Origin of the sequence: Martinezella dioscoreae (assembly GCF_009176305.1) — a bacterium.
Classification (GTDB): Bacteria; Pseudomonadota; Alphaproteobacteria; order Rhizobiales; family Rhizobiaceae; genus Rhizobium; species Rhizobium dioscoreae.
This window is the reverse complement of the sequence record NZ_BLAJ01000002.1, coordinates 658,768-677,972: the sequence shown is the minus strand read 5'-3', so window position 1 is coordinate 677,972 and position 19,205 is coordinate 658,768. Positions and strand designations below refer to the sequence as shown.

The window sequence follows — 19,205 nt, the reverse complement described above, 5'->3', positions numbered from 1 at the left end:
AACGGATATGGCTCTTGCACTCGTCAATTCCTTCGCTCCCGACAGGCGGCTCGATGCTGCGAACAAGACAGCCGCACCTGTCATCGACGCTCGCAATATTGCCGTCAAGTTCAAGGTCGAGGACGGCATGGTCGATGCCGTCAAAGACATCACCTTCCAGCTTTATCGCGGCGAAACCATCGCCATCGTCGGCGAATCCGGCTCGGGAAAATCGGTGACCGCCCGCACGGTGATGGGCCTGCTGACCAAACGCGCCGTCGTCTCCGACAAGTCCGCCGTGCATTACGACGGCAAGAACGTGCTGAAATTCTCGGAGCGGGCGCGCCGGCAATTGCGTGGCGACCGCATCTCGATGATCTTCCAGGAGCCGATGAGCTCGCTCAATCCGATCTACACCATCGGTAGCCAGATCGTCGAAGCGATACGGGTCCATCGCAAGGTCAGCCGCCGCGACGCGGAGAAGCGGGCGCTCGATCTCCTGAAGCAGGTTCAGATTCCCGATCCGGAAGCGCGGCTGAAACAATATCCGCACCAGCTCTCCGGTGGCCAGCGCCAGCGCGTGATGATCGCCATGGCGCTCGCCAACGACCCGGACGTACTGATTGCCGACGAACCGACGACAGCGCTCGATGTCACCGTGCAGGCGCAGATCCTGAACCTCATCCGCAACCTGCAAAAGCAGCTCGGCATGGCCGTGATCCTGATCACTCACGACCTGACGGTCGTGCGCCAGTTCTCCGACTACGTCTATGTGATGCAGCATGGCGAGATGCGCGAGCACAATACGACGGAGGCGCTCTTTGCGCGCCCGCAGCATCCCTATACGCAGCACCTGCTGACCTCGGAGCCACGCGGACAGGCAAAGCCGCTGCCGCCGAACTGCGACACGATTCTCGAAGGCAAGTCCGTCAAGGTGGCGTTCATGCTGCGGCACGGCAGCTTCTTTAAACCCGACATGCGTGAGCTCGTCGCCGTCGACAGCCTCAATATCGAGCTGCGCCGCCACGAGACGCTCGGCCTTGTCGGCGAATCCGGCTCCGGCAAGACCACCTTCGGTCAGGCGCTGCTGCGGCTGATCGATGCCGATGGCGGCGAGATTTTCTTCGACGGGCAGCCGATCCATGGCCGGTCTCGCGCCGAGATGCGGCCGTTGCGCTCGCGCATGCAGATCGTCTTTCAGGATCCTTTTTCGTCGCTCAATCCGCGCATGACCATCGGCCAGATCATTTGCGAGGGGCTGATTGTCAACAATCTCGGTTCCAACAAGGCGGAGCGCCTGGAGCGCGTCAAGGAGGCACTGGTCAGTGCCGGCATGCCGGCCAACATTCTCTCGCGCTTCCCGCATGAATTTTCCGGCGGCCAGCGCCAGCGTATCGCCATTGCCCGCGCCATCGCGCTCGAGCCGGAATTCATTCTGCTCGACGAGCCGACCTCCGCACTCGATCTTTCCGTTCAGGCCCAGATCATCGACCTCCTGCGCAAGCTGCAGGATGAAAAAGGCCTGAGCTACCTTTTCATTTCCCACGACCTCAAGGTCGTCCGCGCCCTTTGCCATCGCGTCATCGTCATGCAGCATGGCAAGATCATGGAGCAAGGGCCGGTCGAAGAGGTTCTGTCCCATCCCAAGACCGCTTACACAGAACGCCTTGTCAGAGCGGCGTTCGAAGTAGCTTCGTAGCATCCCAGGAGATTTTGACATGACAGGTACTCCCAAGATCACCTTCATCGGCGCCGGCTCGACCGTCTTCATGAAGAATATCATCGGCGACGTCTTGCAGCGGCCCGCCCTTGCCGACGCCAGGATCGCGCTAATGGACATCAATCCGCAGCGGCTGGACGAAAGCGCCATTGTTGCCCGGAAGCTGGCCTCGACGCTGGGCACCTCCGCGACGGTCGAAACCTTTACCGATCAGCGCAAGGCGCTTGACGGCGCGCACTTTGTGGTCGTCGCTTTCCAGATCGGCGGCTACGAGCCCTGCACCGTCACCGATTTCGAAGTGCCGAAGAAATATGGCCTGCGCCAGACGATCGCCGACACGCTCGGCGTCGGCGGCATCATGCGCGGCCTGCGCACGGTTCCGCATCTGTGGAAGATTTGCGAGGACATGCTCGCCGTCTGCCCGAACGCGATCATGCTGCAATATGTGAACCCGATGGCCATCAATACCTGGGCGATCGGGGAGAAGTACCCAACGATCAAGCAGGTCGGTCTTTGCCATTCGGTGCAGGGCACGGCCATGGAACTGGCGCACGATCTCGACATTCCCTACAACGAGATCCGCTACCGCTCGGCCGGCATCAACCACATGGCCTTCTATCTCGAATTCGAGCATCGTCAGCCGGATGGTTCCTATCGTAATCTCTATCCGGATCTCGTTCGCGCCTATCGCGAAGGACGCGCGCCGAAGCCCGGCTGGAACCCGCGCTGCCCGAACAAGGTGCGCTATGAAATGCTGACCCGCCTCGGCTATTTCGTCACCGAAAGCTCCGAGCATTTCGCCGAATACACCCCCTACTTCATCAAGGAGGGCCGCGAGGATCTGATCGAGAAGTTCGGCATTCCGCTCGACGAATATCCGAAACGCTGCATCGAGCAGGTGGCGCGCTGGAAGAACCAGGCTGAGGAATACCGCACGGCGGAAAAGATCGAGGTCAAGCAGTCGAAGGAATATGCCTCCTCGATCATCAATTCGGTCTGGACCGGCGAACCCTCCGTCATCTACGGCAATGTCCGCAACAATGGCTGCATCACCTCGCTGCCTTATAATTGCGCGGCGGAAGTCGCCTGCCTCGTCGATGCCTCCGGCATCCAGCCGACCTATGTCGGCGATCTGCCGCCGCAGCTGACGGCGCTCATCCGCACGAACATCAACGTGCAGGAGCTGACCGTGAAAGCTCTGATGACCGAAAATCGCGAGCACATCTACCATGCCGCGATGATGGATCCGCACACGGCAGCCGAACTCGATCTCGACCAAATCTGGTCGCTGGTCGACGAGCTGTTGGCAGCCCACGGCGACTGGCTGCCGGAATGGGCGCGCGGCAATCGCAAGGTTCAGGCCGCGTAAAGCCACTCTCTCCCGGCTTGCGGCCCAAAAGGCCTCGCGGTGGCGCCGCGGGGCCTTACATTTTTAGCTTCCAGGAAAAGATGAAAATTCAAAATGCAGCGAATGATGCCGTCATAACAGATGGCAAAGCGGGATCGACTGCGCTAGAAACGCTCGCAGTTTGGAGGAGACGAACGACATGGCCAGCTCGAACACATTCACCACCGGAACATTCGTCGGCCGCATCTGGCGCCCGGATGTGCAAGGCCCCGCTCTCGTCACCCTTCGCGACGGCACGCTCTATGATATCACCTCGAAGGAAACGCCGACCATGCGCGACCTTCTGGAAAAAGATGATCCGGTGGCTTTCATTCGCACCCAGAAAGGCGAAGCCATCGCCAAACTCGATGATCTGCTGGCCGCCAAGGCCGACCACTCGGCCATCCACCTTCTCGCCCCCATCGACCTGCAGGCGATCAAGGCCTGTGGCGTCACCTTTGCCCGTTCGATGCTGGAGCGCGTCATCGAGGAGCGCGCAGCCGGCAATCCGGACCTAGCCGAAGCGATCCGCCGCAAGGTGACCGCACTGATCGGCGACAGCCTGCGCAACTTGAAGGCCGGTTCAGCGGAAGCGGCCAAGGTCAAGGCAGCGCTGATCGAAGAAGGCGTCTGGTCGCAATATCTCGAAGTGGGCATCGGACCGGACGCGGAAGTCTTTTCCAAATCGCAGATAATGTCGTCTGTGGGACAAGGCGCCGATGTCGGCCTGCATCCGATCTCCAAGTGGAACAATCCCGAGCCGGAAATCGTGCTGGCGGTCGACAGCCAGGGCCGGGTCAAGGGCGCCACCCTCGGCAACGACGTCAACCTGCGCGACGTGGAAGGCCGATCCGCCCTGCTCCTTGGCAAGGCCAAGGACAACAACGCCTCCTGCTCGATCGGGCCGTTCATCCGTCTGTTCGACGAGACCTATAATCTTGATGACGTGCGCAACGCCGATCTCGACCTCAAAGTCGAAGGTGAGGACGGTTATGTGCTGCACGGCCGCTCGTCGATGAAGGAAATCAGCCGCGATCCGCTCGATCTCGTCTCCCAGACCATCGGCCGCCATCATCAATATCCCGACGGCTTCGTGCTATTCATGGGAACGCTTTTCGCCCCCGTCGAAGATCGCGACACGCCCGGCCAAGGCTTCACCCACAAGGTCGGCGACATCGTCACCATCTCGAACGACAAGCTGGGGGCGCTGAAGAACCGCGTGCTGCTATCGACCGAATGCGCGCCATGGACATTCGGAACTTCGCATCTGATGCGCAATCTGGCCCGGCGGGGATTGATCTGAGACTTCAAAGGCGAATTGGCCACACCGAGCCTATGCCTTGAAAGATCCCGCTCTCCCGGAAAGCGCCGCCAGATCCTCGGCAAGGCGCACGGGCAGGTCCATGCGCTCATGCAAAATGCTCATCACGCCAAGATCGCCGTTATCGAGCTCCCGGAAGAAGACATAATGATGCTCGTAGCGACTGAAATACGCCTCGTGTTTCACGTCGGCGGGAACTGCAAGACGCTGTGGAAGCTTGCGCCATATCGCCCTTTCCTCGCATAGCCGCTGCAAATGGGTATGCAAGCCGGTGATATACGTCACCGCCTGCTTCTCTCCCCATGTCTCAACTGTATCCCGCCAAATCTTGTCCTGCGCCGCATCCGCGCGCGGATAAAAGCGATACACCACCATGATCAGCGACGCGTATTGCGGCGAATGACATCTTCGGCGGAAACTGCGATAAACTCGCTGTCATCCGCGCGCATGGCCGGTGTAAGCTCCTTTTGCAGCGCATCCCACGCCTCATTACGGGTTTGAAGGTCGCGACGTATCAATGCGCGAATGTATTCGCTGGCGTTCTCATAAAGACCAGTGTCGCCGATCTGCTGCTGAATGTGGTCTTGCAGCGCACCGCTGACCTTCACATGAATGCTACCCGACGCCATCGGAACTATCCTTCCATTCCACCTCAATTGTGGAGTTCGTAGCATATATTGTCAATATTCTTCACGGGTAAGAGCGCGCCGCATCATCGCGACGACTGTCCGGGCCACCAGCAACCTTGCCGTCGGAGCCGACGAGGCGGCAGAAAAACCCCCTCGCGAAAAAGGACGACGCAACGCCGCACCTCCCTCCGATTGGCTTGATTGGATCGCGCTGCCTACAGTGGGGCTTCTTCATTGCCTGCGAGATCGTTGACGACTAAGCGCAAGATCCGAGCGACACCAGTCTCGCCGAGAGTTGCGCAGCATCGATAGAAGCAAGATTGCCACCGGTGAAAAACGGATCGTCTGAAACGTCGCGTCCAATCCAGTGAGGCAATGCATGCGCTTCGAGCAAGGCGACGGATTCCGCCTCGATCTCGCATAGAACCAGGCCGACAAGCTGACCTTCGAAAACATCGAGGCAAAGCGCAGACGAGGCGATATTGTACCGCCTCTTCCGAATGCCTTTGCCGTTCAACGCTGAAAGAAGATCATATTCCTGCGATGTCAGATAGATATTGACGATTGCGAGGGGATTGGCGCTCGGGCCGGGGTACTTCTTGCAGAGCTTGTATTGCTCGTCTCCATTCTCGCAGATGATCTTGCGCAGGCGCAGCCGGGTGCCGTCGAGATAAAGATCTTCGATCAGCCGGGATGCTAGACCGGAAAGATCTGGAATGTCGCTGAGGAGAAATCGGCGTTCATATTCGGGCCGCGCATATTTCGGAATTGAGTTTGCCATATTGAAATGGGACGCCCGCCTCTCAAAAGCACGAGCACCGGCTCCCTCAATCTCAATGAGTGGACATCGACTGCGGCTGGTCGAGGCGGCTGCGCACAGCGGTCAGTTCCGAGGTTGTATGGTTCAGGCGATCGGCCAGCACGCGCATGATCTCGACGGCCATCTCCGGGAAATCGCTGAGCAGCTTCAGGAAATGCTCCTTGCTGATCTTCAAGGCTTCCAGCCTGGAAGTCGCTTTCACCGTGGCTGTACGGGAGACATCGCAGAGGATGGCAATTTCGCCGACGATGGAATTGAGGTCGACTTCGGCAACCTTGATCTCGCCGGCTGGGCTATCGACGAGAATATCAGCAGTTCCTGAAAGAACAACATAGGCCGCATCACCTTGATCACCCTGATGAAACAGGGTTTGGCCAGCATTGTAGCTGACCCGATCGGACGTAAACGCCAAGAGTTTCAATTTTGCCGGTGCAATGCGCGAAAAAATCGGCACCCGCTTCAGCATTTCAACTTCGTCCTTCAGAAGCATGAGCTTCGGTACCCCCAGTGTTCGGCCCCAGACGCCACTGTCGAGATAGGATATTACGATAACAGTTCTTTGAACATACCGTTTTTCTCTAAAAGATCGGTGGTAGAGCCATTTTCGACGAGGCTGCCGTGATCGAAAACCATGACACGGTCGAACAATTCGGCAAAACTGGGGTTGGAGAGAACCCAGATGATCGCCGGCGCATAATCGCCGCTATGGAGTTCGCCCAGAATGGCTCTCGCGATCTGATCCTGAACGCGATGGTCGAGTGCGGGCAGCGGGCGATTGCAGATGATGTAATCGGCTCGTTTCAAAAGGGCGCGACCGAGATTGAGTTTCTGGCGCTGCACGTTAGTCAGGCGCTTGCCGCCCGAGCCGACGTCGAAATCCAGCCCGATCGACAGAACTGCATCATGCATGCCGAGACGCCCGAACACATCATACATGATCTGATGGATACGCTCCGGCGCATTCGCCTGCTGATGCGCAATGCGCCCGAACAGCACGTTGTCCATCAAGGTGGCAGACGCAGTGAAGCGCTCCGGATCGTAGCGCTCGATGACCTTGGCGAGATCGGCCGGAATATTCTCGTAGAACTTCGCGCGCGCCTTCACGATCTTTTCCATGAGCACCTGCGTCAGAAGGCCGAAGCGGTGACGCGGTTCGATATAGGAGAAGCTCAGCCGGATGATGGCCGCACGCTCATCGTCGGTCGCCGCCTCATAGCCCTTGCCGTTGAGCTTCTGCAGCAGCGCCTCATAGGTCGGGATGTCTTCCGCCGTCATGAAGGTCAGCTGCTGGAAGAACGGATGGTCCGGCGGCAGGTCCGTGAAGAGTTCGACTGCGTTTTCGGCGATCTCCAGGCCCATATCGTACAAATCGGATACCAAACCGGTCTCGGCAAATATCTGCTGGAAATAGGGATGAGCCGCCAGTTTGCGATTAGTCATCTGCGGCCGCTTCAGCGTACCGAAAAGCAGATTTTCACCAACGGTCGCTTGCGGATTATAAGCATCGAACTCGAAGGGAACCACGAGATCCGCGAGTTTTTCCTCCTCGAGCCGCGACCGCAATGCCTGCCGCAGCTCGACGATGCGCGACGTCAGATCCTGATGTGCCGTGGCATCGACATTCGAGCGCAAGGCCATGTCGAAAATATCCTGCGACATGGCGACGGCATCGAGAACCGGACGGATGGCGGAGTAGATATCATCCGGCCCCGTCGCCCCGGCGGCGGCATAATCCACCCAGTCGCTATTGAGGTCGAATTCCGGATTGGCCGCACGACGCGCCTCGGCCATGCTCCATTTGACCTTTGTCGCTTCATCCTCGCTATAGACGGGGGCAACGAGCGGAGCGTGCTTGAGACCATAGAGGAGATTGCTGCGCAAAGTGCCGTGAAAGAAGAAGGTCTCGGAGGAGGCGTAGGCGATGCGTCGCCCGATGAGCGATTCCGGCAGTTCCAGAATATCGTGGCCGTCGATCGAGATGCGGCCGCTATCCGGCCAGATCAGGCGTCCGAACGCCTCTGCAAGATATTCGCCGCCCGCACCGCTGTCGCCGACGATCGCCACCCTTTCGCCCGGATGAATCTCAACCGAAACGTGGTCCAGCACACGCGCGCCGCTGTCGTCGACGATGGTCAAATTGGTCGCGACGAGAGAATGGGTGATGCGAGCGGCGGGCGCGGGCGAAACCGCCTGGATTTTCGGATCGATCAGATGCTCGACGCTGAACTGTTCGACCACCTGATTGTATTTTACCTGGACGTCCTGACGCGACTGGTCCCAGTCGATCAGCTCCTTCAGTGGTCCGGGCAGATCCTTGTAGGCATTGATGACGGCGACGAGCTGACCGATGTCCAGTCGGCCCTGCAACGCCAGGAAGCCGCCGATCAGATAGAACAGGAACGGCGTTACCTGAGCGAGGAAGTTATTGATGAATTTGACCAGGAACTTCCACTGATAGAGATCGTAGCGGATCGAGAAGATCAATCCGAGCCGGTGCGCGATATCGGCGCGCTCCAGGTTCGTGGTATCGTTGGCGTGGATAGTCCCGATACCATCGACGATCTCACCGACGCGGCCGGAAAGTTCGCGCGCCGTCAGCTGCCGCTGGCGCCCGAGTTCCAGGAGCCGCTTGCGCATGCGGGGAATGACGATGGCCTGCACGGCAACGATGGCCGCGGCGATCATGCCGAGCCAGAAATTCTGCATGATGATGAAGACGAGCGCCGTTACCGCCTGGCCGCCGAGAAGGGCGGGCTGCACGAAAGCATCGCCCGTAAAGCCACCCATCGGCTCCACCTCGTCCTTGATCATGGTGGCGATTTCCGCGGGCTTGACGCGCTTGAAGTGCGCCGGCGGAAACCGCAAGACCCGGTCGATCAGCTCAAAGCGGATACGGCGAAGCATGCGCTCGCCCAGACGTCCCTTATAGGTGTTGATATAGAGCTTGAAGAGACCGTTGAGGACGACGAGCGCCAAAAACACCATGCTCAGCGCAACGAGCATCCACATGCGCGTCAGCTGCACGCCCTGAAAAATCTCGACATGGCCGATGAGCGGCACATTGAAAGCAATGTGCATGAAGGTCTGCGTATCGCCGGGATGTTCGAAACCTTTGCCCTGGATAGGCCCGTTGACGATCTGCTTCGGCAAGTCGAAGGACAGGAAGTACGGGATCATCGAGGCCGCGACGACGAGCAGTATCCAGACCTGCTCCAGCCGGGTATTCGACCAAATGTAACGCGCTAGGCTTTTTTCCATTGCTTACTGCAGGCTTTCAAATTCAACGCCCAGCGCCAGCTCGATGCCGGCACCGATGTTGCAGAGATGCGGGAAGGTTTCGTTACGGATACGTGGCCCCATATGTGAAAGGGGACTCCGCCCGGTCTTTCGTCCACGCTCCTCCCGATTCATCGATTTTTCGATTTATATCACAAGATTGCGGGAATCCAGGAGGATAAAACGACAGGATGTCTCCGATATCAGCCGCACACGTCGCTACATGACCTCACGCAGAATGGCGGAAGTTCTGGCGGCGCCGCCAAGATCGATATCCGGCTTGCCTGGCTTGGGTCGGGACAGCGCCGTCCTCACGGCCTCGACCAGCATGTCCGTCGTCAATCCCGCTTCCGGCAAGGCCAATGCCAATCCCAATCTCTCCAGCCGCTCGGCTCGGACGGATTGCTCCGTCTCGCCGCCGGCGGTGAAAGGAACCAGAATGGCGCGGCAACCGGCCACGAGAAGATCGCCGACCGTATTATAGCCGGCCTGCGAAATCGAAAGCTCGGCGCCACGCAGAAGGGAGGGAAAATCCTTGCGGAAGCGAACCAGTTCGACATTACCGGGCGCGTCGCTGGCGAGCTCGGCATAATCCCGCTCCGGCAGGTTCGGCCCGGCGATCAACAGCCAGCGGCGATCGCTCGCCACTCGGCTTGCCGCTTCCAGCGAGGCGCGGATAAGGTCGCGCCCGACAGCGCCGCCGCCGGCTGAAACGACGATGTCGAAGGTTTCGACTGGTTCCGGTGGCAAAGCGGGTGCGACAAGACCCGTGTAGACAATCTTGTCCGCGATCGCCTCGGTCAGGGGAAAGGTCTCTTCCAGCCGGACGAAATGCGGATCGCCATGGACGAGCACGCCATCAAAATGATCGCGAAGCAGGCCGACCGTCTCTTCGTCGCGCCCCGGTTTCTTCTGCTGCTGCAGAATGTCCCGCACCGAGGTGTAGAGCCTCGGCTTCGGATCGGCTTCAGAAATGGCATCGAGCAGCGGCAGAAGCTCGAAACGCATCTGTCTGCGACCGAAGGGAAAGGCCTCGATGATGACGACATCGGGCGCCGCCTGCCGGAACGCCTCCAGCAACAAGTCGCGGCGCCGAGACAGGAACTCCTCGCCGGCGGCATTGCCAGACTGATCGGCAAGACCGGAGAAGCCGGCGCTGCTCGCAACCACGGCCGGCAATGTGACGGAGGTAACATCCGCCCCCGGGAAGCCGTTTACCGGCAGGCCGCCGGTGACCACCGTCACCTGGCAGCCGTCTTGCGCCAGCGCGCTGGCGATGCGGCTCGCGCGCGCCAGATGGCCGATGCCAAGCAGATGCTGAACGTAGAAAAAGACCCGCAACGGTAGGCTATGCGAGGTTGTCATGCGGATTTCCGCCATTGATCTTCTCTCTGCCATTGCTCCTCGAACAGCCCCGTCAGCTGCCGGATGCTGGCGTGATAGTCGAAATGCTCGCGCACCCGTCTTTCGGCCGCTTCGCCCAGCCTGTGGCGCAGTGCCGGGTTGCGAATGGCGGATTCCATCGCGACGGCGAGCGCCTGCGGATCCTCCGGAGGAACGACAAGACCGTTCGCACCATCTTCGAGGAGTTCGGGAACGCCGGAGACATCGGTGGAAACGCAGACAAGGCGCTGGCTAGAGGCTTCAACGAGCACGTTCGGCAGTCCGTCACGATCACCGTCGGCGGCCACCCGGCAGGCGAGCGCGAAGATATCGGCCTGGCGATATTGGGCAAGCACGTCTTCCTGTGCCAGCGCACCCTTCCAGGTGATGCGGTCGGCGATGCCAAGCGTATCAGCCAATGCCTTGAGTTTCGTCAAGCCATCTCCGCCGCCAATGTGGGTAAAGCGCCAGTTGAGATCGCCGGGAAGCAATGCCAGCGCCTTCAACAGCACGTCGTATCCCTTCTTCTCCACCGCACGTCCAACGCTGAGGATAAAAGCGGGATCGGAAGCGTCCTTGCCATCGCGGCTGGAATGTTCGCCGGTGAAGGAGCCGAAGCGATCCAGATCCAGCCCGTGATAGCTCAGATGAACCTTGTCGTCCGCTCCGACCAGATCGCGCATGTGTTCGAAACCGGTGCGCGTGCAGGTCACGGTCCAGCGCGCGCGGCCAAGCTTTTCCGAAAGCTCCCAGTCCGATGACGTCCAAATATCCTTGGCATGGGCCGAACACGTCCAGGGAATGCCGGTCATGACGCTGGCATAGGATGTCACCGAGGCAGGCGTATGGATGAAATGCGCATGCAGCCATTCGCCGCCATCGGGCCATTCATGCGCCAGCACCAAGGCCTGACCGAAGCGCCGCACGCGGTTAGGGGTGGTATCCCGCTTGAGATCGGTCCAGAACTGCTTCAGGAGCGGCTTGAACCCGGGCTTGCCGATACCGGCAAAGAAGGCGCGAAGCACCCTCAACGGTTCGTTGTGCAGATATTCGGGCAGATAGACGACACGCGCCTTGATCTCGTCATGGACGGGATGGCGCTTCTTATCCGTAGGCTTGCGCATCGAAATCAGCGTCAGGTCGAAGCCAGCCTTTTCCAGGCCGAGCAGCTCCTGCGCGATGAAGGTTTCCGACAGGCGAGGATAGCCTTTCAGGACCACCAGTATTTTCTTCCGCATCGACAGGTTCCGGTGATCTACTCGGCAACGATCGATAGCGGCGTATAGCGCTCGCGGTCATCGAACCATTCGCCGACGGTGCGCGAAATATGCACGAGCCCTTCCAGGCGCATGTTGCTGTTGCTCGCCGAAGGTGGCGCCCTGTTCGGCAGGCGCTTCAGCGCAGCGGCAAGCTGCTTCGGATCGGCCGATTCTTCCGGCAGCAGCATGTCGACGAGGCCGAGTTCGCTTGCCCGCTGCGCGCGGATGAGCTGCTCCTCGCGCGGCCGCGTGCGCGGAATGATCAGCGCCGGCTTGTCGAAGGACAGGATCTCGCAATAGGTATTATAGCCGCCCATGGCGACAACGGCCTTGGCGCCGGCAATCAGCTCTTCCATCTTGTTATCGAACTCGATGACCTGCAGACAGTCGATCTTGCTCGCGCGTTCCAAAAGCTGACCGCGTTCCTTGGCTGGCATATAGGGGCCGAGCACGATCAGCGTCTTCTGCGTGAGAGAGCCATCCTCTTCGAAAGCGGCAATGACATCGCTGACGAGATCGGCGCCGTCGCCGCCGCCGCCAGTCGTCACCAGGATATAATCCTCGTCAGGTACATGTTCCGACTTCGTGCCCAGGGTGGAAACGCTGCGCTGCAGGAAGCCGACGAACTCCATCTTCCGGCGCACGCCGGGGGGAACGTCGAGGCCGACGAGCGGATCGTGAAAGTCCGGCGGGCCATAGACCCAGACGCGATCGTAGAACTGATCGATCTTCTGCAGGACGTTGTTCTTCTTCCATTCGGCTTCCAGGAGATGCGGCGCATCCATGACGTCGCGCATGCCGAGTACGAGCGTCGTGCCGCGCGCCTTGAGATAGGTCAGCGTTTCCTCGACCTCGCCCTTCAGCCCCATCGGCTCCTTGTCGACAATGAAAACATCGGGCTGAAAGGTTTCGGCCGTGTGGCGAATGATCGATTGCCGCATCTTCAGCGTTTCCTGCAATGCGACATGGCTCGCCATAGACGTGTATTCGCCGTCGCGCAGCTTGATGACGCTCGGCACTTTGACGAAATCGACACGGGCGCGATAATCGAATGCGCCGGCGATCGTCGCGCCGGATATGATCAGCACATTCAGGCCGCGATAGTCCTCGACAAGCGCATGGGCAATCGTTCTGCACCGCCTCAGATGGCCGAGACCGAACGTGTCATGGCTATACATGAGGATTCGAGCATCTTCTAAGCGCCGCTTCATAGGCAAAAACCTCTGGGGGTGAAAGTTATACGCGGTATGTCGGCAAACGACATCCGCGGGCCGCTTCTCGAATTGCAATCCTGTCTTCGCCGTTCATCCTGCTATTTGTAGGGATCGGCGGCATCGCGCAAGCCGTCTCCTAAAAAGTTGAACGCCAGAATGACCAAAATCACCGGGATCATAGGGAAAAGGAGCCATGGATAGAAGGCGATGACGCTGACGCTTCTTGCCTCGGTCAGCAAAATGCCCCAGCTCGTGATTGGCGGGCGAAGCCCCAATCCGAGGAAGCTGAGGGCGGTTTCGCCGAGAATCATGCTGGGAACAGAGATCGTCGCCGTGGCGATGAGATGCGACATGAAGCCGGGAACGAGATGACGGCCGATGATGCGGCGTGTGCTTGCGCCCATCAATTGCGCGGCGAGCACGTAGTCTTCCTCCCGCAGGGACAGAAGCTTCGAGCGCACGGCGCGTGCAAGGCCGGTCCAGTCGAGAATGCCGAGAATAATGGTAATGCCGAAATAGACGATGATCGGACTCCAGCTCACGGGCATGATCGCCGCCAGCGCCATCCACAATGGCAGGCTCGGCAGTGATTGCAGCACCTCGATCACGCGCTGAACGAGGAGATCGAAAAGACCGCCGTGATAGCCCGCCAGACCACCGATGACGATGCCGAGCACGAAGCTGACCGTAATGCCAATCAGCCCGATGGTCAGGGATATGCGCGCGCCATAGATGATGCGCGACAGCACGTCGCGGCCCAGCCGGTCGGTTCCCAGTAGGTACATTTGCCCGCCGACCGCAGGACAGACCAGATGGACGTTCGAATCCACCAGTCCCCAGAATCGGTAGGCGTCGCCCCGACAGAAGAAGCGGATCGGCTGTACATCCGAGGGATTATCGATATAGACCCGGCGCAGCGTATCGATATCGAGGGTCATCTTGCGGCCGTATACGAACGGTCCGACAAACTCTCCGTTGTTGAAGAAGTGCACCGCCTGCGGCGGCGAATGGATGTAATCGACGTTGCGGGTATGCAGCCCATAGGGAGCGAGGAACTCGGCAATGACGATCATGCCATAGGCCAGCAGCAGGAAAATGCCTGATGCAAGCGCAAGCTTGTGCTTTTTGAACTTCCACCACATCAGCTTCTTCTGAGAAGCCATGTAATAGCGCTGCTGGCCGGCCGACATGGCTTCGAACTGATCCGGGTCGAAATCCGCGTTCGAGACGTAATGCTCCAGGGGAGCCCCGGGTTTTGGCAGGGATACGCTCACTTTGTGCTCCTGCCTTGCAAGCGGATGCGGGGATCGAGAAAGCCGAGCGCGATATCCGAGATCAACACGCCGATAACATTGAGGAAGGCGAGAAACATCAGAAATGAACCGGCAAGATACATGTCCTGGCTTTGCAGGGCCCGGATCAACATCGGGCCGGTCGTCTCCAGCGACAGCACGATGGCGGTGATCTCAGCGCCCGAAATGATCGACGGCAGGATGGAGCCGATATCGGCGACGAAAAAGTTCAGCGCCATGCGCAGCGGATATTTCACCAGAGCCTTCAGGGGGTGCAACCCCTTTGCCCGTGCCGTGATGACATATTGCTTCTGCATCTCGTCGAGCAGATTGGCGCGAAGGCGGCGGATCATGCCCGCCGTTCCTGCCGTGCCGACGATGATGACCGGAATCCACAGATGCGACAGGATCGAGCGCGCCTTTTCCCAGCTCATCGGCTGCGAGAGATATTGCTGATCCATCAGATGGCCGATCGACACGCCGAACCACACATTGGCGAAATACATCAGGATCAGCGCCAGCATGAAATTCGGGATGGCAATGCCGAGCAGGCCAAGAAAGGTCAGGCCGTAGTCGCCCCAGCTATATTGATGGGTGGCGGAATAGATGCCGATCGGAAAAGCGATCAGCCAGGTCAAGAGAATTGTTGTCATCGACACGAGGATTGTCAGCCAGAGCCGGTCGCCGACGACATCCGATACCGGCAGCTGATATTCGAAGGAATAGCCGAAATCGCCATGCAGCATGCCGCCGGCCCAATGCAGGTATTGGAGCGGCAATGGCTGGTCGAGCCCGTATTCGTGGCGAAGATTCTCCATATCCTGGAGATTGGCGGTGTCGCCTTGAGCACGCAGTTCGGCGATCTGGCTATCGAAGAAATCGCCGGGCGGCAACTGGATGATGGTGAAGACCAACATGGAGATGATGACCAAGGTCGGGATCATCACGGCGGTGCGCCAGAGGATATATTTAAGCATTCCGGCGTTCCTCCTTCATCCAGAAGGTGTCCGGCATGTACACGCCGAGCAGGCAGGTCGGGTCGAAGCCGTAAAGCGCCTTTTCCGGCACATTCTGCATGCGGGCCGAATGCACGATCGGCTGCAAGGTGGCGTTGACCAAGCCGATGGAGAACACTTGATCCGTATAAATCTTTAGCATCTTGTGCCAGATTTCGGCACGTTCGAAGGAGGAGGCAGCTTCTTCCCATTCGCCCAGGAGCTTGACCAACTCGACTGCTTCCGGCACATCTGGAGCCACCCCTTGCGTCTGGCGCGAGAGATAGTACATGCCCCAAAGCGGCCATTGCATCTGGTCGTTGGCCGTCGGCGCCAATTCGCCCGGATTCATGTCGGCCGTCGCCACGCCATTGTCGAGGCCGAACCACATTGACATCAGAATGCGGCCGCTCATAGCGCGACTGCGGAAAACATCACGTTGGGACACGCGAATGAAAAGCGCAATGCCGATCTTGCGCCAGTGATCCGTCACCAATTCGAGGACGTCGGAATCGAGCGTGCTTTCGCCCGGGGTTTCAACGGTAATCTCCATTCGCCGGCCATCCGACAGCAAACGGATGCCGTCTTCATCTCGTTTGTCCAGGCCGGCAGCGTCTAAAAGAGCATTGGCCTGATCCGGATCGTGCTCGATCCAGGCAGAGGCATATTCGGGTTTGAAAAGCGGGCTGTCGGGTAACATCGTGTTGGCGCTTGCTGTACCGAGGCCGTAGAAGACCGCCATATTGATCTCGTGACGATCGATCGCAAGCGACAGCGCTCTGCGCACCCGAACATCGCGCAAGAGATCGCGCCAGACTGGATCGGCGCTATTCAGATTGGGGTACAGGGCAACGCGTGACCCGCGCGCCGCCTTCCAGAGATCGACCTTGATCTTGCTTGGATCGCGCCTTTCCGCTTCCTTAAGGAACGTATAGTCATTGAAGTCTATGCCGGTCGCCTGTAGATCGCTTTCCCCCGCACCAGTTTTGGCGGCGATGATCGCCGAAGAACTGATGTTCAGGATCATGCGATCGATATAGGGCAGCTGCCGCCCGTTCTCGTCAACGCGATGGAAATAGGGGTTGCGTTCAAATACGAATTGCTCGGCCGGCGGCGCTGTCGTGTTTTTCCATGGATCGAGTACCGGCAGATTGGGATTTTCAGGCCGGTAGGAGCGGCCCATCTTGATATGCAGATCCTGCCATTTCTTCACCCGGTTTTCCTTCATCAGCGAGGAAAGACGAATGCTGTCCTGGTATTTCTTGTGGAACTGCTTAAGATAATGCGCCGGCCCGGCGATGACGAGCGGCTGGGGCGCGGCCAGGATCGGCAGGAAATTCGGGTTGGGATCATCCCAGGAATAGCGCACCGTCAAGTCGTCGATCAGCTCGAAACGCGGCAGACTACCGTGCGGGCGTAGTTCCAGCGCGCCTCCTCCGGGCGTTAGCTCTTTGTTGAGGATGACGTCTTCCCACCAGTAACGAAAATCATGGGCCGTAAACGGCTGCCCGTCGGACCATTTATGGCCCTCGCGCAGCTTGAAGGTGTACACCATATCGTTGACGGCGGAAAAGGACTCGAGAATATCCGGCTGAAGCGTCAGCGTGCTGTCATAACCAACCAGGCGAGCATAGCCATAGATGGTCATGAGGCGGATATCGTTCTGGCTGCCGATGAGCGTGCGCACGGAGCCGCCATAACGGCCCGGCATGCGGCCCATGGCCGCGACATTGACGACGCGGGGGAAGTTCGGCAAACGCCTGGCAAGGTGCGGCATCTGACCCGCCCTCAGCCAATCGGCGAAATATTCCGGCTCGTTGTCGATGTCGGCTGCGAGAACGGGCTGAGGCAGAACGGTAGAGGCCAAAAGGCCAAGAAAAGTGCGCCGATTGATCATTTGCGCAGCTCCCGGGCACCGAGACCCCGGCGGGCGCGCACGAAATGTCCCCCACCCAAATCGGCATAGGCCAGATCTCCGTCCGCTCCCTCGGAGAATTGCGGCCCCCATTTCTGCTTGGCTGCGGCGCCTTCGCTGCCCAGGGCGGAGAAATCCAGCGGCCGGTCCAGATCGGGGAATGGCACCGCCGCAAGCAGCGAGCGCGTGTAGGGATGAACGGGATCGCGCAGGATGATCTCGCGCGGCGCGATTTCGACGATGCGTCCACGCGCCATGACGGCAATCCGATCAGCCATATAGTCGACCACCGCCAGATTATGCGAAATGAACAGATAGGTCAGGCCGAGTTCTTTCTGCAGATCCTTGAGGAGATTGAGGATCTGCGCCTGGACGGACACGTCGAGAGCCGAGACGGGCTCGTCGAGGATCAGAAGTTTTGGCCCAAGCGCCAATGCGCGCGCAATTCCGATGCGCTGGCGCTGGCCGCCTGAAAAGCTGTGCGGATAGCGGCTCAGATAGTGCCTATCGAGCCCGATCGCCTGCATCAGCGCCGTCACCTTCTCCTTGCGCTCAGCGCTGTCACCATGCCCGTGAATTTCCAGGGGTTCGCTCAGGATGTTGCGGATGGTCATGCGCGGAGAAAGCGAAGAGACCGGGTCCTGGAAAACCATTTGGATCTTCGTGCGCAGATCCATCAATTCATCGCCCTTGACGGCAAGCACATCGATCTTGCCGCTGCCGTCATCGAAGGTGACAGAACCGCTATCGGCGGTAACACCCCGCATCAGGATCTTGCTGACGGTCGTCTTGCCGCAACCGCTTTCTCCGACCAGGCCGAGACATTCGCCGCGGCGAATATCGAAACTGACATCATCGACCGCACGGAACTTCGTGCCATCCCGTCGCCCGAAAAGCCCGCCGGCCTTCGAGGTGTAGGTCTTGGTCAGATTGCGCACGCTGAGCAGGACATCGGGTGCGGTGCCCGTAGCCGGCACACCGTTGCCGATAAGCTTCTTCTTCCCCGAGAAAGTGCCGAGATTGACCGGGACATCCCGCAAAGATTTCAATCGCTCTCCCGGCTTCATGTCGAAATGCGGCACCGCCGACATCAGCGCCTTCAGATAGCGATGCTGCGGCTGACGGAAGATCGTCTCGACGGGACCTGCTTCCATGATCTCGCCGTGATAGATGACCACGACCTCATCGGCCATGTTCGCAACCACGCCGAGATCGTGGGTGATCAGCAACATTGCCATGTTGAACGTCTGCTGGAGATTGCGCAGCAGTCCGAGGATTTGCGCCTGGATGGTGACATCCAATGCCGTCGTTGGCTCGTCGGCGATCAGCAGCGCCGGATTGCAGATCAGCGCCATGGCGATCATCGCGCGCTGACGCATGCCTCCGGAAAGCTCGAAGGGATACATGTCGAAAGTGCGAACCGGGTCCTGAAAGCCGACGAGGTTCAGCATCTCTTCCGTCTTTTCGCGCTGCTCTGCTCTACTGGTGCCCGCGCTGTGAATGCGAAGCGCTTCACTGATCTGGTTGCCGACCGTATGCAGCGGCGACAGCGAGGTCATCGGCTCCTGGAAGATCTTTGCCATGCGCGCGCCACGCAGCCCGCGGATCGCGGCGCCGTCGCGCGGCAGCTGGAGAATATCGGTCGTCTGACCGTTGAGCGGATCGGTGAAGAGAATCCGGCCCGTCGCCTTTGCCGCCGTTGGGAGGATGCCCATGATCGATTGGCTGATGATCGACTTGCCGGAGCCGGATTCGCCGACGAGCGCCGTAACCTTGCCTGGAAGCACTCTCAAGCCGGCATTCTTGACGACGCGCAGACTATCTCCGTAAAGGGAAAACGAGACGTCGAGGTTCTCGATACGCAGTAGATCAGTCCCTGACGCCATACATATTACTTCCCGCTCACATGACCTTTGTGGCCTTGGACGGCACACTAACGTAGGCCATAACGGGTGTCTAGCTGGTCAAAGCAATGCGGAGACTGTAAAAAAACTGTCGCCTTTCCAGTGATATAT

Annotated in this window: 15 protein-coding genes; 3 read left to right on the top strand and 12 right to left on the bottom strand. The window is 59.2% G+C overall.

Annotated elements, in window-relative coordinates; genetic code table 11:
* Positions 1-7 precede the first annotated feature (7 nt).
* The 3 genes from GDN47_RS09725 (at position 8) to GDN47_RS09715 (ending at position 4,389) form a co-directional block, all read left to right on the top strand.
* Positions 8-1,678 carry an ABC transporter ATP-binding protein gene (locus GDN47_RS09725; RefSeq protein ID WP_145633960.1) on the top strand — a complete coding sequence of 557 codons (1,671 nt, stop codon included), beginning with the start codon at positions 8-10 and terminating at the stop codon, positions 1,676-1,678.
* A gap of 19 nt (positions 1,679-1,697) precedes the next feature.
* On the top strand, positions 1,698-3,068 hold the full coding sequence (locus tag GDN47_RS09720) for an alpha-glucosidase/alpha-galactosidase (protein ID WP_145318878.1): 1,371 nt from the start codon (positions 1,698-1,700) through the stop codon (positions 3,066-3,068).
* Between the two features lie 178 nt (positions 3,069-3,246).
* Positions 3,247-4,389, top strand: a complete 1,143-nt coding sequence (locus GDN47_RS09715; protein ID WP_152093165.1) for a fumarylacetoacetate hydrolase family protein — start codon at positions 3,247-3,249, stop codon at positions 4,387-4,389.
* A 30-nt stretch (positions 4,390-4,419) separates the two neighbouring features.
* Here the strand turns inward: GDN47_RS09715 and GDN47_RS09710 are convergent, their stop codons facing one another.
* The 12 genes from GDN47_RS09710 to GDN47_RS09655 all read right to left on the bottom strand — a co-directional run bounded on the left by GDN47_RS09710 (position 4,420) and on the right by GDN47_RS09655 (position 19,076).
* Complete coding sequence (locus GDN47_RS09710; RefSeq protein ID WP_113329609.1) at positions 4,420-4,782, bottom strand: type II toxin-antitoxin system RelE/ParE family toxin; 363 nt, start codon at positions 4,780-4,782, stop codon at positions 4,420-4,422.
* A 2-nt stretch (positions 4,783-4,784) separates the two neighbouring features.
* Complete coding sequence (locus GDN47_RS09705; protein ID WP_152093164.1) at positions 4,785-5,036, bottom strand: ribbon-helix-helix domain-containing protein; 252 nt, start codon at positions 5,034-5,036, stop codon at positions 4,785-4,787.
* 256 nt (positions 5,037-5,292) lie between these two features.
* Positions 5,293-5,817, bottom strand: coding sequence for a CYTH domain-containing protein (locus GDN47_RS09700; protein ID WP_113329608.1), 525 nt, complete (start codon positions 5,815-5,817; stop codon positions 5,293-5,295).
* Between the two features lie 52 nt (positions 5,818-5,869).
* On the bottom strand, positions 5,870-6,346 hold the full coding sequence (locus GDN47_RS09695) for a cyclic nucleotide-binding domain-containing protein (RefSeq protein ID WP_069610301.1): 477 nt from the start codon (positions 6,344-6,346) through the stop codon (positions 5,870-5,872).
* Between the two features lie 53 nt (positions 6,347-6,399).
* The gene (locus GDN47_RS09690) at positions 6,400-9,114 is read right to left on the bottom strand and encodes an ABC transporter ATP-binding protein (RefSeq protein ID WP_152093163.1); all 2,715 of its coding nucleotides are present in this window, start codon (positions 9,112-9,114) and stop codon (positions 6,400-6,402) included.
* Positions 9,115-9,351: 237 nt separating this feature from the next.
* Positions 9,352-10,497: a glycosyltransferase family protein gene (locus GDN47_RS09685; protein ID WP_152093162.1), complete on the bottom strand. Its 1,146-nt coding sequence runs from the start codon at positions 10,495-10,497 to the stop codon at positions 9,352-9,354.
* Entirely contained in the window at positions 10,494-11,759 is a 1,266-nt protein-coding gene (locus tag GDN47_RS09680) for a glycosyltransferase family 4 protein (RefSeq protein WP_173002484.1), read from the bottom strand. The genes GDN47_RS09685 and GDN47_RS09680 overlap by 4 nt, the downstream gene beginning before the upstream one ends.
* Positions 11,760-11,770: 11 nt before the next feature.
* On the bottom strand, positions 11,771-12,985 hold the full coding sequence (locus GDN47_RS09675; protein ID WP_113329604.1) for a glycosyltransferase family protein: 1,215 nt from the start codon (positions 12,983-12,985) through the stop codon (positions 11,771-11,773).
* 101 nt (positions 12,986-13,086) lie between these two features.
* Entirely contained in the window at positions 13,087-14,262 is a 1,176-nt protein-coding gene (locus GDN47_RS09670; RefSeq protein WP_152093160.1) for an ABC transporter permease, read from the bottom strand.
* Positions 14,259-15,257, bottom strand: a complete 999-nt coding sequence (locus tag GDN47_RS09665; protein ID WP_145318902.1) for an ABC transporter permease — start codon at positions 15,255-15,257, stop codon at positions 14,259-14,261. Before GDN47_RS09665 ends, GDN47_RS09670 begins: the two co-directional genes overlap by 4 nt.
* Complete coding sequence (locus tag GDN47_RS09660; RefSeq protein WP_152093159.1) at positions 15,250-17,172, bottom strand: ABC transporter substrate-binding protein; 1,923 nt, start codon at positions 17,170-17,172, stop codon at positions 15,250-15,252. Before GDN47_RS09660 ends, GDN47_RS09665 begins: the two co-directional genes overlap by 8 nt.
* On the bottom strand, positions 17,169-19,076 hold the full coding sequence (locus GDN47_RS09655) for an ABC transporter ATP-binding protein (protein ID WP_152093158.1): 1,908 nt from the start codon (positions 19,074-19,076) through the stop codon (positions 17,169-17,171). The genes GDN47_RS09660 and GDN47_RS09655 overlap by 4 nt, the downstream gene beginning before the upstream one ends.
* Positions 19,077-19,205: the final 129 nt, after the last annotated feature.

Bases quoted from the DNA above. Each gene is read 5' to 3' on its own strand.
- GDN47_RS09725 (WP_145633960.1), top strand. From the start codon at position 8: ATGGCTCTTGCACTCGTCAATTCCTTCGCTCCCGACAGGCGGCTCGAT.
- GDN47_RS09720 (WP_145318878.1), top strand. From the start codon at position 1,698: ATGACAGGTACTCCCAAGATCACCTTCATCGGCGCCGGCTCGACCGTC.
- GDN47_RS09715 (WP_152093165.1), top strand. From the start codon at position 3,247: ATGGCCAGCTCGAACACATTCACCACCGGAACATTCGTCGGCCGCATC.
- GDN47_RS09710 (WP_113329609.1), bottom strand. From the start codon at position 4,782: ATGGTGGTGTATCGCTTTTATCCGCGCGCGGATGCGGCGCAGGACAAG.
- GDN47_RS09705 (WP_152093164.1), bottom strand. From the start codon at position 5,036: ATGGCGTCGGGTAGCATTCATGTGAAGGTCAGCGGTGCGCTGCAAGAC.
- GDN47_RS09700 (WP_113329608.1), bottom strand. From the start codon at position 5,817: ATGGCAAACTCAATTCCGAAATATGCGCGGCCCGAATATGAACGCCGA.
- GDN47_RS09695 (WP_069610301.1), bottom strand. From the start codon at position 6,346: ATGCTTCTGAAGGACGAAGTTGAAATGCTGAAGCGGGTGCCGATTTTT.
- GDN47_RS09690 (WP_152093163.1), bottom strand. From the start codon at position 9,114: ATGGAAAAAAGCCTAGCGCGTTACATTTGGTCGAATACCCGGCTGGAG.
- GDN47_RS09685 (WP_152093162.1), bottom strand. From the start codon at position 10,497: ATGACAACCTCGCATAGCCTACCGTTGCGGGTCTTTTTCTACGTTCAG.
- GDN47_RS09675 (WP_113329604.1), bottom strand. From the start codon at position 12,985: ATGAAGCGGCGCTTAGAAGATGCTCGAATCCTCATGTATAGCCATGAC.
- GDN47_RS09665 (WP_145318902.1), bottom strand. From the start codon at position 15,257: ATGCTTAAATATATCCTCTGGCGCACCGCCGTGATGATCCCGACCTTG.
- GDN47_RS09660 (WP_152093159.1), bottom strand. From the start codon at position 17,172: ATGATCAATCGGCGCACTTTTCTTGGCCTTTTGGCCTCTACCGTTCTG.
- GDN47_RS09655 (WP_152093158.1), bottom strand. From the start codon at position 19,076: ATGGCGTCAGGGACTGATCTACTGCGTATCGAGAACCTCGACGTCTCG.